Source organism: Streptomyces sp. NPDC041205, assembly GCF_055591765.1.
In genome coordinates this window covers 818,218-833,041 of record NZ_JBVIZH010000003.1, presented here as the reverse complement: position 1 = coordinate 833,041, position 14,824 = coordinate 818,218, and the positions used below count along the sequence as shown (strand labels likewise).

The window sequence follows — 14,824 nt, the reverse complement described above, 5'->3', positions numbered from 1 at the left end:
GTGCTTTGTTACCCCTTTTGGTAAAAGTCCGGACCTGCGGATCAGGACTCAAGTTCCTCGTCGATGATGTTGAACACGTCGTCGAGCGTTGCCGCGTCGAGGTCGCCCGTCGTCGCCTCGGGTTCCTTGTCGTCCCATGTGGACAGGAGCGAGCGGAGCCGCAGCCGGATGTCTCCGACCAGCGCGTCGTCCGGGTCGAGCTTGGAGATGGTGACGGTCAGCTTGTTGAGTTCGCCGAGCACCTCGGCGGCGGGCGTGCGGTCGTCCGCGAGCACCGTCGCCCGCAGATGGGCCGCGAGTGCCGCCGGTGTCGGGTGGTCGAACACGAGGGTGGCGGGCAGTCGCGAGCCGACCTCGGCGTCGAGCCTGTTGCGCAGTTCCACGCCGGTCAGCGAGTCGAACCCGAGTTCCTTGAAGGCCCGTTCCGCCTCGACGGCCTCCGGTCCCGTGAAGCCGAGCACGGCCGCCGTGTGGGTGCGGACGAGGTGGACGAGGGTGCGGTCCCGCTCCGCCTCGGTGAGGCCCGCGAGCCGCTGGGCGAGCGAGACCGTGCCGGAGCCGTCGCCGGACCTGGCGGCCCTGCGGGCGGGCGTGGGCACCAGGCCGCGCAGCAGCGGCCGGACGTGCTCCGGGTGGGCCCGCAGCGCCGTCAGGTCGATCGCGGCGGGCACCGCCGTCGCGGCGCCGGTCGCGCGCGCCGCGTCGAACAGCGCCATGCCGTCGGCGGAGGCCAGGGGGGCCATGCCGCCGCGCGCCATCCGCTGTACGTCGGCGTCGTCGAGGTGCCCGGTGATGCCGCTGGCCTCGGCCCACAGGCCCCAGGCCAGTGAGGTCGCGGGCAGTCCGGCGGCCCTGCGGTGCTGGGCGAGCGCGTCGAGGAACGTGTTGGCGGCCGCGTAGTTGCCCTGTCCGGGGCTGCCGAGCACTCCGGCGATGGCGGAGAACAGGACGAACGCCGACAGGTCCAGGCCGCGGGTCAGCTCGTGCAGGTGCAGCGCGGCGTCGGCCTTGGGGCGGAACACCGCGTCGACGTGCTCGGGGGTCAGGGACTCGATCACGCTGTCGTCCAGGACACCGGCGGTGTGCACGACGGCGGTCACGGGGTGTGCGGCGAGGAGCGCGGCGACCTCGTCGCGGTCGCTCACGTCGCACGCGACGATCGTGACGCGTGCGCCCAGTTCCTCCAGTTCCCCGCGCAGTTCGTCGGCGCCCGGCGAGGCGGTGCCGCGGCGGCCGGTCAGGACCAGCTCGCCGACTCCATGGCGGGTGACGAGGTGGCGTGCGGTCAGGCCGCCGAGCATGCCGAGTCCGCCGGTGATCAGCACCGTGCTGTCGGCGGTGAACGCCAACGGCTCGGCGGGCGTGGCAAGTTCGGCGTCGAAGCCGCCGCCCGGGGCTGCGGGCTGCGCGTCGGCGGCCCGCGCCCCGGTCCCGTCGGCCGCAGTGGCCGCCCGTCCCCCGGTCCCGTCGGCCGCGGTGGCCGCCCGTGCCCCGGTACCCTCACCCGGCGCCGCGAACGGCGCGTCGGCCGGAGCCGCGAGCCGTCCCAGCCTCGCCACCGAGGCCACCCCGTTCCTGATCGCGAGCTGCGGCTCCCCGGTGGCCACCGCGGCGGGCAGCCCGCGCAGCGACTTCTCGTGCTCGTCGACGTCGACGAGCACGAACCGCTCGGGGTGCTCCGACTGCGCCGACCGCACCAGGCCCCAGGCGGGTGCGCGGACCAGGTCCGGCACGTCTTCGTCCGGGCCCGCCGCCATCGCGCCGCTCGTCAGGAGCACGAGCCGGGCGTCGGCGAACCTGTCGTCCGCGAGCCAGGTCTGGAGCAGGTCGAGGGTGTGGCGCGTCGCCTCGCGCGGCGTCGTCGCGCTCTCGCCTGGCGTCACCGCCACCCACCGGGGCGCGGGCGCGCCCCCGTCGACGGCGGCGACGAGCGCGGCCAGGTCGTCGTGTGTGTCGACCGGCTCGCCCGCCGCGGTGAGGGCGTGGGCGAGGCGGGCGGTGTCGCCGCCGAGGACCGCCCAGGTGCCGGTGTCGGGAGCCGCGTCGCGTACCGGGACCCACGTCACCTCGAACAGCGAGTCGCGGTGGGCGGACCGGGCGAGGTCGAGCTGGTCGGCCGAGACCGGGCGCAGGCTCAACTGGTCTACGGCGGCGACCGGTTGGCCGGAGCCGTCGGCGACGAGGACCGCCACGGCGTCCACGCCGACCGGCGTGAGGCGGACCCGCAGCACCGTCGCGCCGGTCGCGAGGAGCCGCACCCCGGCCCACGAGAACGGCAGCCCGTCCGAGCTCACGCCGAGCCCGGCCGTGTGCAGCGCGGCGTCCAGGAGAGCCGGGTGCAGGCCGAAGCCGTCCTCGGTGAGGCCGTCGGGCAGCTCGACCTCGGCGAACACCTCGTCGCCCTTGCGCCAGGCGGCGCGCAGGCCCTGGAAGGCGGGGCCGTGGTCGAGGCCGGAGGCGGCGACGGTGGCGTAGTGGTCGTCGACCTCGACCGGTTCGGCCTCGGTGGGCGGCCAGGCGACGAGGTCGTCGGCGACGGGTGCGGCGTCGGCCGCCAGGGTGCCGGTGGCGTGGCGGGTCCAGGCGCCGCCGCCGTCGCCCCGCGAGTCCACGGTGAACGCCCGTCGGCCCGACGCGTCGGGCCCGTCGAGGCCGAGCCGGACCTGGACGCCGTCCCGCTCGGGCAGCACCAGGGGCGCCTCCAGGACGAGGTCGTCCAGGGACGCGCAGCCGACGTGGTCTCCGGCGCGCAGCGCGAGGTCCACGTAGGCCGCGCCGGGGAGCACCGCCGTGCCGAGGACGCGGTAGTCGGCGAGCCACGGGTGGGTGCGCAGGGACAGCCTGCCGCTGAACACGAGGCCTTCGGAGTCGGCGAGTTCGGTGACGGCGACGAGGACGGCGTGGTCGACGCGGCCGAGGCCGGCCGAGGTCACGTCGCCGGACGCGGTGTGCGCCGCCGTGGGCCAGAAGCGCTCGCGCTGGAACGGATACGTCGGCAGGTCCACCCGCCGTGCTGCGGGGAGTTGCCATTCGACGCGGCCGCCGCGTGCGAACAGCGCGGCCGCCGAGGCCATGAGCCGTCCCTCGCTGCCGTCGCCGCGCCGCAGCGAGCCGACGACCACGCCGTCGGCGCCGACGAGTTCACCGAGGCCGGCCACGAGGACCGGGTGCGGGCTGACCTCGACGAAGGTGCTGGAGCCCGCCGCCACGAGGGCGGAGACGGAGTCCGCGAACTCCACGGTCTGCCGCAGGCTGCGGTACCAGTACGCGGCGTCGAGGTCGCGGGTGTCCAGCCAGCCGCCGGTGAGCGGCGAGAAGTACGGTACGTCGCCGGAGCGCGGCGACACGCCCGCGAGACCCGCGACGAGTTCCGCCTCGATCCGCTCGACGTGGTGGGAGTGCGGGGCGTAGTCCGCCTGGACCCGCCGTGTCCACACGCCCTTCTCGGCGCAGACCTCCATGAGTTCGTCGAGCGCGGCCGTGTCCCCGGACACGACGACCGAGGCGGGGCCGTTCACCACGCCGACGTCGAGTTGCCCGTCCCACGGCCTGAGGAGTTCCCGTACGGCGTCCACGCCGAGCGCGACGGACACCATGCCGCCCTGTCCGGCGAGCGCGGTCAGTGCCTTGCTGCGCAGGACGACGAGCCGTGCCGCGTCCGGAAGGGGCAGGGCGCCCGCGACGCACGCGGCCGCGATCTCGCCCTGGGAGTGCCCGAGGACGGCGCTCGGTTCGACGCCCCAGGACCGCCAGGTGGCGGCGAGCGACACCATCACGGCGAACAGGGCGGGCTGGACGACGTCGAGGCGTTCCATCAGACCGGGGTCCTGGATCGCGTCGAGGAGCGACCAGTCGACGTGCTCGGCGAGGGCCTCGGCGCACTCCTCCATCCGCGCGCGGAACACCGGCGAGGACTCCAGGAGTTCGTGGGCCATGCCGACCCACTGGGTGCCGTGGCCGGGGAACACGAACACCGGGCCGGTGCCGCGGTCGTCCGCCACGCCGGTGACGACGTTCGGTGCCTCCCGGCCGTCGGCGAGGGCGGTGAGGCCGCTGCGGAACTCCTCGCGGTCCGCGCCCACGACCACGGCACGGTGGTCGAACACCGACCGGGACCGCAGCGAGTGGGCGACGTCGGCGACCGGCACGTCGGCCTGGTGGTCGAGTTCGTCGCGGAGTCGCGCTGCCTGTTGCCGCAGCGCCTCGCCGGTGCGGGCCGAGAGCACCCACGGCACGACGCCCGGCTCCGTCGGCCCGGTCTCCTCGGCGGGTGTCGCCTCGGGGGCCTGTTCGATGATGGCGTGCGCGTTGGTGCCGCTGAACCCGAAGGACGACACACCGGCACGCCACGGCCGGTCCACAGCGGGCCACGTACGCGGGTCGGTGAGCAGTTCCACCGCGCCCGCCGACCAGTCGACGTGCGGCGACGGCTCGTCGACGTGCAGGGTGCGCGGCAGGACGCCGTGCCGCATCGCCATGACCATCTTGATCACTCCGGCGACACCGGCGGCGGCCTGCGTGTGCCCGATGTTGGACTTCACGGAGCCCAGCCACAGGGGCCGGTCGGCGGGGCGGTCCTGCCCGTAGGTGGCGAGGAGCGCCTGGGCCTCGATGGGGTCGCCCAGCTTCGTGCCGGTGCCGTGCGCTTCGACGGCGTCCACGTCGGACGCGGCAAGACCGGCGCTCGCCAGGGCCTGACGGATGACGCGCTGCTGCGCGGGGCCGTTCGGGGCGGTGAGGCCGTTGGACGCGCCGTCCTGGTTGACCGCCGAACCGCGGATCACCGCGAGGACGGGGTGCCCGTTGCGCCGGGCGTCCGACAGGCGCTCGACGAAGAGCATGCCGACGCCCTCGCCCCAGCTGGTGCCGTCGGCGGCCGCCGCGAAGGCCTTGCACCGGCCGTCGAGCGAAAGGCCGCGCTGACGGCTGAACTCGATGAACGCGCCCGGCGTCGACATCACCGTCACACCGCCCGCGAGCGCCAGTTCGCACTCGCCGGACCGCAGCGCCTGCACGGCCATGTGCAGCGCCACAAGGGACGAGGAACAGGCCGTGTCGACGGTGACGGCGGGGCCTTCGAAGCCGTACGTGTACGAGAGTCGGCCGGACACGACGCTCGCCGCGTTGCCGGTCGCGACGTAGCCGCCGACATCCTCTGCGGCGCCGCCGAGGACCTGGCCGTAGTCCTGCACGTTCGAGCCCACGAACACGCCGACGCTCTCACCGCGCAGCGAGGCCGGGTCGACGCCGGCGCGCTCGAGCAGTTCCCAGGAGGTCTCCAGGAGGAGTCGCTGCTGCGGGTCCATGGCCAGCGCTTCGCGCGGGGAGATCCCGAAGAAGCCCGCGTCGAAGCCGCTCACGTCCGACAGGAACGCGCCCGAGCGGAGGTAAGTGGTGCCGACGGCGTCCGGGTCGGGATCGTACAGCGCCTCCACGTCCCAACCACGGTCGGCCGGGAACTCCGTCACCGCGTCCCCGTCGGACAGGAGCACCTGCCACAGCTCCTCCGGGCTCGCCACGCCACCGGGGAACCGGCACGACATCGACACGATCGCGATCGGCTCGTCGGTCACACCGGCGACCGCGGCGGGAAGGGATGCGGTGACGCCCGTTCCGGACAGTTCGGTACGCAGGTACGCGGCCAGAACGGCGGCCGTCGGGTAGTCGAAGACCAGCGTCGCCGGCAAGGCGATACCGGTCGCCTCGCTGAGGCGGGCGCGCAGTTCCACGGCCGTCAGCGAGTCGAAGCCCAGGTCCCGGAAAGCACGGGTCGCGGAGAACGCGTCCCCGGACACATGGCCGAGCACCGCAGCGGCCTCGTACCGCACCAGCTCCGTGAGCTGACGCTCCTGCTCGGCCTCGTCCAGACCGGCCAGGCGCCGCGCCAGCGCCGACGTGCCCTGCTCCACCTGAGCGGTGGCGAACGCCGCCTGCACCTCCGGCAGTTCACCCAGGAGCGGGCTCGGCCGCTGCGCCATGAAGGTGCCCGCGAACCGCTCCCAGTCCACATCGGCGACGACAATGTTCCCGTCACCGCGCTCCAGCACCGTGGCCAGACCGGCGATCGCCACCGCCGGGACCATCGTCGACAGACCCCAGCGCCGCAGCAGCGCGGTCTGCTCGGTGGTGGAGACCATGCCGCCGCCGCCCCACGGGCCCCAGGCCACCGCGGTGGCGGGCAGGCCCGCGGCCCGGCGGTGCTCGGCCAGGGAGTCCAGGTAGGCGTTGGCGGCCGCGTACGCACCCTGCCCGCTGCTGCCCCAGACTCCGGCGATGGACGAGAACAGCACGAACGCGTCCAGCGGGGTGTCGCCCAGGAGTTCGTGCAGGTTCCGGGCGCCGTCGACCTTGGCCGACAGCACGCCGGCGAGGTCGTCCGCGTCCAGCTCGGCAAGAGGGGCCGAGCGCTCGATGCCCGCCGTGTGGACGACCGCGTCGAGCGCCGGAACGCTCGCAAGGAGCCCGCGCACCGAGTCCTTGTCCGTCACGTCGCAAGCGGCGAACGTGACGCGCGCGCCGAGCCCGACGAGCTCAGTCTCCAACTCCTCGGCTCCCTCGGCGTCCCGGCCGCGACGCCCCGCCAGGACGACGTGTTCGGCGCCGCTCGCCGCCAGCCAGCGCGCCACATGGCCGCCCAGGGCGCCGGTGCCGCCGGTCACCAGGACCGTGCCGCGCGGAGTCCAGCCGGAGCCGGAGCTGTCGGCGCTCAGCGGCGCGGGCACCAGCCTGCGGCCGAGTACCGCGTCGCCGCGCAGCGCGACCTGGTCCTCGCCGCCCGCCCCGGCGAGGACCGAGACCAGCAGATCACCGCCCGTCTCATCCGCCGCTGCGGACACATCGACCAGACCGCCCCAACGGCCCGGCTGCTCCAACGCGGCCACCCGCCCGAGACCCCACAGCATCGACTGCTCGAACCCGGCGACGACGTCACCCTCGACGGCCGCCACGGCACCCGACGTCAAGCACCACAAGGGCGCGGACACACCCGCGGCGCCCAGGGCCCGCAGCAGGCCGATCGTGCCCACGACACCCGTCGGCACGGCGGCCCCACCCGCGTCGGCAAGTCCCAGGAGCGAGACGACCCCGTCGACAGCGGGCAGTTCGCTCAGCCGCTCCGCCCAGTCGACCGCCTCCGGGTCCACCTCCAGGACGTGGACGTCGGCGCCACCGCGGGCCAGCGCCTCACGCACCCATGCGGTGCGCGGCTCTCCCGACGGCACTCCGGTCGGCGCCACGACCAGCCAGACACCGTCCAGCCGCCGTCCTTCAGGGGACACCGGGCGCCACTCGACGCCGTACCGCCAGCCGTCGGCGACAGACCGGTCCCGCTGCTTGCGCCGCCAGGCGGAGAGCCGGGGCAGCACCTCGCTCAGCGGATCGTCCGAGGACACGTCGAGCGTGCGGGCGAGGTCCGCGATGTCGCCCTCCTCGACGACCTCCCAGAACCGCGCCTCGACCGGCGACATCCGCTCGACGTCCGCGCCGTCGGACGCGGGATCCAGCCAGTAGCGCTCACGCTGGAAGGCGTAGGTCGGCAAGTCGGCCTGCCGGGGCCCACCGCCCGTGAAGTAGGCGGTCCAGTCGACCGGCACGCCCTGCGTGTGCAGCGCGGCGACCGTGCCGACGAACGCGTTCTCCTCAGACCGGTCCGTACGCAGCGCGGGCAGGAACACCCCCTCTGGGGCACTGCCCAGACCGAGCGCGGACAGCGTGCCACCCGGGCCGACCTCCACGAACACGTCGACACCCTGCTCACGCAACGCCACCACCGCGTCGGCGAACCGCACGGACTCGCGCACATGCCGCACCCAGTAGTCCGAGGAGATCAACTCCTCGGTGGTGGCCAGCTGGCCCGTGAGCGTCGACACGATCGGGATCTCGGGCGCCTCGTACGACACACCCTGAAGGACCGCGCGGAAGTCGTCGAGCATCGGGTCCATCAGCGGCGAGTGGAACGCGTGGCTCACCTTCAGCCGGGACACCTTCCGCCCCGCCTCACGCCACCGCTCCGCGACCGCCTCCACATCGGCGGCCACACCGGAGACCACCACCGAGTTAGGACCATTAACCGCCGCAATACCCACCGTCTCCGGCAAGCCGTCAGAGCTGACCTCGGCCTCCGACGCCTGAATCGCGACCATCGCGCCACCCTCAGGCAACGCCTGCATCAGCGCACCACGCGCCGACACGACCTTGGCCGCGTCAGCCAGCGACCAGACACCAGCCACATGGGCCGCAGCCAGCTCACCGATGGAGTGCCCCGCCAGCAGGTCCGGGCGCACACCCCACGACTCAAGCAGCCGGAACAGCGCCACCTCAACCGCGAACAGCGCGGGCTGCGTCACCCCGGTCTCGTTCAGCGCCTCGGCATCCTCACCGAACAACACCTCCCGCACCCGCGGATCGAACTCACCCAGGACCTCATCCAGAGCCTCCGCGAACACCGGGAAACAGGCCGCCAGTTCACGCCCCATCCCCAACCGCTGCGACCCCTGCCCCGAGAACAGGAACCCCACCCGGTGCGAAGCCGCCTCGCCCACCACGGCACCCGGACCACCGCGCCCCTCGGCAAGGGCGGTCAGCCCCGCCTGGAAGTCGGCGGTGTCGGTGGCGACAACCACAGCCCGGTGCTCAAGGAGCGCCCGTGAGAACGCGAGGGCACGGCCCACTTCCGCCACGGCAACATCCGGTGAGCCGTCCACGAACGAACCGAGTCGCGCGGCCTGCTCGCGCAGCGCCTGCGGGCTCTTGGCCGAAAGGAGCCACGGGACGACCGCGCCGACCGGCAACGGCTCCGGGGCTTCCTCCCGCGTGACGGCGGGGGCCTGCTCGATGATGGCGTGGGCGTTCGTGCCGCTGAACCCGAAGGAGGACACACCGGCGCGCCAGGGCTCACCGGTCTCCGGCCACGGCCGGGCCTCCGCGAGCAGTTCGACCGCGCCCGCGGACCAGTCCACGTGGGGTGACGGCTCGTCCGCGTGCAGCGTCTGCGGCAGCACGCCGTGCCGCATCGCCATCACCATCTTGATCACGCCCGCCACACCGGCGGCGGCCTGCGTGTGGCCGATGTTCGACTTGATCGACCCCAGCCACAGGGGCCGGTCGGTAGCACGGTCCTGCCCGTATGTGGCGAGGAGCGCCTGCGCCTCGATCGGGTCGCCCAACGTCGTACCCGTGCCGTGTGCTTCGACCGCGTCCACGTCCGACGGGGTCAGACCCGCGCTGGCGAGCGCCTGACGGATCACCCGCTGCTGCGAGGGACCGTTCGGAGCCGTCAGACCGTTCGACGCGCCGTCCTGGTTCACCGCCGAGCCGCGCACGACGGCGAGCACCTGGTGGCCGTTGCGCTCGGCGTCGGACAGGCGCTCGACGAGGAGCATGCCGATGCCCTCGCCCCAGCCGGTGCCGTCGGCGTCCGCGCCGAACGCCTTGCAGCGTCCGTCCGCGGCGAGTCCACGCTGACGGCTGAACTCCACGAACGCGGCGGGCGTCGACATCACCGTCACGCCGCCCGCGAGGGCCAGTTCGCACTCGCCCTTGCGCAGGGCCTGCACCGCGAGGTGCAGGGCGACCAGCGACGACGAGCAGGCCGTGTCGACGGTGACGGCGGGACCTTCGAGGCCGAACGTGTAGGACAGGCGGCCGGAGATGACGCTCGCGGCGCTGCCGGTGCCGAAGTAGCCGTCGACGCTCTCCTGCGCGGCCATCATCAGCCGGGTGTAGTCCTGGCCGTTGGTGCCGACGAACACACCCGACCGGCTGCCGCGCAGCGACTGGGGGTCGATGCCCGCCCGCTCGAAGGCCTCCCAGGAGGTCTCCAGGAGGAGTCGCTGCTGCGGGTCCATGGCGAGGGCCTCACGCGGCGATATCCCGAAGAAGGCCGGGTCGAAGTCCGCCACGTGGTCGAGGAAGGCACCCATGCGGGAGTACGAGGTGCCGATGCCCGCGCCGTCCGGGTCGTACAGCGCCTCCAGGTCCCAGCCGCGGTCGGCCGGGAACTCCGCGACCGCGTCCGCGCCCGTCCGCAGCACCTGCCACAGGTCCTCCGGGCTCGCCACGCCGCCGGGGAAGCGGCACGCCATCGCCACGATCGCGATCGGCTCGTCGGTGACCTCCGACACGGTGACCGCGGTGGTGGGGGTGGCGGCGGCCGCGCCGGACAGTTCGGTGCGCAGGTAGGTGGCGAGCGCGGCCGCCGTCGGGTAGTCGAAGACCACGGCGGCGGGCAGGGCGACGCCGGTGGCCTCGCTGAGGCGGGCGCGCAGCTCCACGGCTGTCAGCGAGTCGAAGCCCAGATCGCGGAAGGCACGGGTGGCGGAGAACGCGTCGCTGGACGCGTGCCCCAGCACGGCGGCGGCCTCGTACCGCACCAGCTCCGTGAGCTGGCGCTCCTGCTCGGCCTCGTCAAGACCGGCCAGGCGCCGTGCGAGCGCCGAAGAGCCCTGCTCGGCGGGAGTGGTGTCGAACGCGGCGCGGACCTCGGCCAGTTCGGCGAGGAGCGGGCTGGGGCGCTGGGCCATGAAGGTGCCCGCGAACCTGGTCCAGTCGACGTCGGCGATGGTGATCTGGCCGTCGCCGTGGTCGATGGCCGTGCCGAGACCGGCGAGTGCCGCGTCGGGTGCCATCGTGGTGAGGCCCCGGCGGCGCAGCTGCGCCTCCGCGTCCTGCCCGGAGTCGGCGACCATGCCACCGCCGCCCCACGGGCCCCAGGCGACCGCCGTGGCGGGCAGGCCCGCGGCCCGGCGGTGCTCGGCCAGGGAGTCCAGGTAGGCGTTGGCAGCCGCGTACGCGCTCTGCCCGCCACTCCCCCACACACCCGCGATGGACGAGAACAGCACGAACGCGTCCAACGGCGCATCACCCAGAAGCTCGTGCAGGTTCCGCGCGCCGTCCACCTTCGCCGCAAGAACCGCGCCGAACTCCGTGAGGTCGTCGATGTCGGCGAGGGCGGCCGAGCCCTCGATGCCCGCCGTGTGGACGACGGCGGTGAGCGCAGGGACGCTCTCCAGGAGCGCTGCGACGGCGTCCCGGTCGGCCATGTCGCACGCGGCGATGGTGACGCGCGCGCCGAGGCCGACGAGTTCGGCCTCCAGCTCGGCGGCGCCCGCGGCCGCCGTACCGCGACGGCTCACCAGCACGACGTGCTCGGCGCCGTGGGCCGCGAGCCAGCGCGCCGTGTGGCCGCCCAGGGCGCCGGTGCCGCCGGTCACCAAGACCGTGCCGCGCGGCGTCCAGCCGTCACCGGAGGCACTGCCCACCGGTGCGGGCAGCAGCCTGCGGCCGAGTATCTTGCTTCCGCGCAGGGCGAGTTGGTCCTCGCCCGTCGCCCCGGCGGCGAGGGCGGAGACGATGAGGTCTCCGGTGGTCTCGTCCGCTGCCTCGGGTACGTCGATGAGTCCGCCCCAGCGGTCGGGGTGCTCCAGGGCGGCCACCCGGCCGAGGCCCCAGAGCGTCGACTGCTCGAATCCGGGGACCGTGTCGCTCCCGGCCGCCGCCACCGCGCCCGACGTCAGGCACCACAGGGGCGCGGAGACGTCCGCATCACCCAGGGCGCGTAACAGACCGATCGTGGCCGCCACGCCCGTGGGCACGGCCGATGTGCCGACGTCGGCGAGTCCGAGGAGCGAGACGACTCCGTCGAGTGCGGGCAGCTCGCTCAGCCGCTCCGCCCAGTCGACCGCTTCCAGGTCCACGTCCAGGACGTGGACGTCGGCGCCGCCGCGGGCCAGCGCGTCACGCACCCAAGCGGTGCGCTCCTCCCCCGTGGGCGCCGCGACCAGCCAGGCACCGTCCAGTTGTCGGGTCCCCGCGGACACCGGCCGCCACTCGACCCGGTACCGCCAGCCGTCGGCGGCAGACCGCTCCCGCTGTTTCCGCCGCCAGGCGGACAGGCGGGGCAGCACCTCGCTCAGCGGATCGTCCGAGGACACACCCAACGTGCGGGCGAGATCGCCGGGATCGCCTTCCTCCACGGCCTCCCAGAACCGCGCCTCGACCGGCGACATCCGCTCATCGCCCGGGGTGGCGGGCGCGTCGTCGTCCAGCCAGTAGTGCTCGCGCTGGAAGGCATACGTCGGCAGGCCCACCCGCTGGGCACCGCTGCCGTCGAAGCAGGCGGCCAGGTCCACCGCGACACCGCGCACGTGCAGTTGGCCGACGGCGGTCGTCAGCGCGACGAGCTCGGGGCGGTCGCCCCGCAGAGCGGGCACGAAGACGGCCTCCGGGGCGCTCAGCTGCCCGAGGCCGGACAGCACACCGCCCGGACCGATCTCGACGAAGACGTCGGCGCCCTGCTCGCGCAGCGCCACGACGGCGTCGGCGAACCGCACGGACTCGCGGACGTGCCGCACCCAGTAGTCCGGGGAGGCCAACTCCTCGGCGGACGCCCGGACACCGGTCAGCGTCGACACGATCGGAAGCGACGGCTCCGCGTACGACACACCCTGAAGCACCGCGCGGAAGTCGTCCAGCATCGGGTCCATCAACGGCGAGTGGAACGCGTGACTGACCTTCAGCCGGGTCGCCTTACGGCCCGCTTCACGCCACCGCTCCGCGACCGCCTCCACATCGGCGGCCACACCGGAAACGACGACCGAGTTAGGACCATTAACCGCCGCTATACCCACCGTCTCCGGCAAGCCCTCGGAAGTGACCTCAACCTCGGACGCCTGGATCGCGACCATGGCGCCGCCCTCAGGCAACGCCTGCATGAGCGCGCCGCGCGCCGACACGACCTTGACGGCATCAGCCAGCGACCAGACACCCGAGACGTGCGCAGCAGCCAGCTCACCAATGGAGTGACCAGCCAGCACATCCGGCCGCACACCCCACGACTCAAGCAACCGGAACAAGGCGACCTCGACCGCAAACAGCGCGGGCTGCGTCGTCCCCGTCTCGTTCAGCGCCTCGGCATCCTCACCGAACAACACCTCCCGCACTCGCGGGTCGAACTCACCCAGGACCTTGTCCAGGGCTTCCGCGAACACCGGGAAACGGGCCGCCAGTTCACTCCCCATGCCCAGCCGCTGCGACCCCTGCCCCGAGAACAGGAACCCCAAGCGGTGCGATGCCGCCTCGCCCACCATGACGCCCGGGCCGCCGCGTCCCTCGGCGAGCGCGGTGAGCCTGGCGATGGTGGTGGCGCGGTCCTCGGCGACGAGGACGGCACGGTGCTCGAACAGGGTGCGTGTCGTGGCCAGGGAGAAGCCGATGCCCGCCGGGTCGAAGTCGGTGGCGGCCGTCACGGCGGACAGGAGCCGGTCGGCCTGGGCGCGCAGCGCGTCGGGGGTGCGGGCCGACAGCGTCCAGGGCGTGACAGGGCTGGCCGAGGTGGTGGCGTCCGCTGCGGGCTCCGGGGCGGTGGCGGGCGGCTCTTCCTCCGGGGCGGTGGGCGCCTGCTCCAGGATGACGTGCGCGTTCGTGCCGCTGACGCCGAACGAGGACACACCGGCGCGGCGCGGTTCGCCGGTCTCAGGCCACGGCTGCCCCTCGGTCAGCAGCGCCACGGTGCCCGCCGACCAGTCGACGTGGCTGCTCGGCTCGTCGGCGTGCAGGGTCTTGGGCAGTACGCCGTGCCGCATCGCCATGACCATCTTGATGATGCCGCCGACACCGGCCGCCGCCTGGGCGTGGCCGATGTTCGACTTCAGCGAACCGAGCCACAGCGGGCGGTCGGCGGTGCGCTCGGCACCGTAGGTGGCGATGAGGGCGTGTGCCTCGATGGGGTCGCCGAGGGTGGTGCCGGTGCCGTGCGCCTCGACGGCGTCGACCTGCGCCGGGGTGAGCCGGGCGCTCGCGAGGGCCTGGTTGATGACCGTCTGCTGGGAGGGGCCGTTGGGCGCGGTCAGGCCGTGGGACGCGCCGTCCTGGTTGACGGCCGAGCCGCGGACCACCGCGAGGACGGGGTGGCCGTTGCGGCGGGCGTCGGAGAGGCGCTCCACGAGCAGCATGCCGACGCCCTCGCCCCAGCCGGTGCCGTCGGCGCTGTCGGAGAAGGCCTTGCAGCGGCCGTCGACGGACAGGGCGCGCTGCCTGCTGTACTCGACGAACGTGCGTGGCGTGGCCATGAACGTGGCGCCGCCGGCGAGTGCGAGGGAGCACTCCTCGCGGCGCAGGGCCACCATCGCGAGGTGCAGGGCGACGAGGGACGAAGAGCACGCCGTGTCGACGGTGACGGCGGGCCCGACGAGGCCGAGCGTGTACGCGATCCGGCCGGACGCGATGCTGCCCGCGCTGCCGTTGGCGAGGAAGCCCTCGAACCCTTCGGGTGCCTGCGGCAGCCGCGTGGCGTAGTCGTTGTACATGATGCCCGCGAACACGCCGGTCCTGGTGTCCTTGGCCTGGGTCGGGTCGATGCCCGCCCGCTCGAAGGCCTCCCACGACGTCTCCAGGAGCAGCCGCTGCTGCGGATCCATCGCCGTCGCCTCGCGCGGGCTGACCCCGAAGAACGCGGGGTCGAAGCCGGCGGCGCCCTGCAGGAAGCCGCCGTGCCGGGTGATCGACGTGCCCACGTGGTCCGGGTCGGGGTCGTAGAGCGCGTCGGCGTCCCAGCCGCGGTCGGCGGGGAACTCCACCACGGCGTCGGTGCCGTCGGCGAGGAGCTGCCAGAGGTCCTCCGGCGACTCGACGCCGCCGGGGTAGCGGCAGCTCATGCCGATGATCGCGATGGGCTCGTGCTCCCGGTCCTCGACCTCGCGCAGGCGTCGGCGCGTGTTGCGCAGATCGGTGGTGGCCCGCTTGAGGTAGTCGCGGAGCCTGTCCTCGTTCTCCATCTGGGGTGTGCTCCTTACGGCGGTGCGGACGTGTTCGTTGCGGTCCGACCGGT

The 14,824-nt window shown here is 73.7% G+C and carries 1 protein-coding gene; it reads right to left on the bottom strand.

What is annotated here, in order from left to right; genetic code table 11:
- Positions 1 to 41 precede the first annotated feature (41 nt).
- Positions 42 to 14,771, bottom strand: coding sequence for a type I polyketide synthase (locus ACZ6BG_RS17860; protein WP_469002117.1), 14,730 nt, complete (start codon positions 14,769 to 14,771; stop codon positions 42 to 44).
- Positions 14,772 to 14,824: the final 53 nt, after the last annotated feature.

Bases quoted from the DNA above. Each gene is read 5' to 3' on its own strand.
- ACZ6BG_RS17860 (WP_469002117.1), bottom strand. From the start codon at position 14,771: ATGGAGAACGAGGACAGGCTCCGCGACTACCTCAAGCGGGCCACCACC.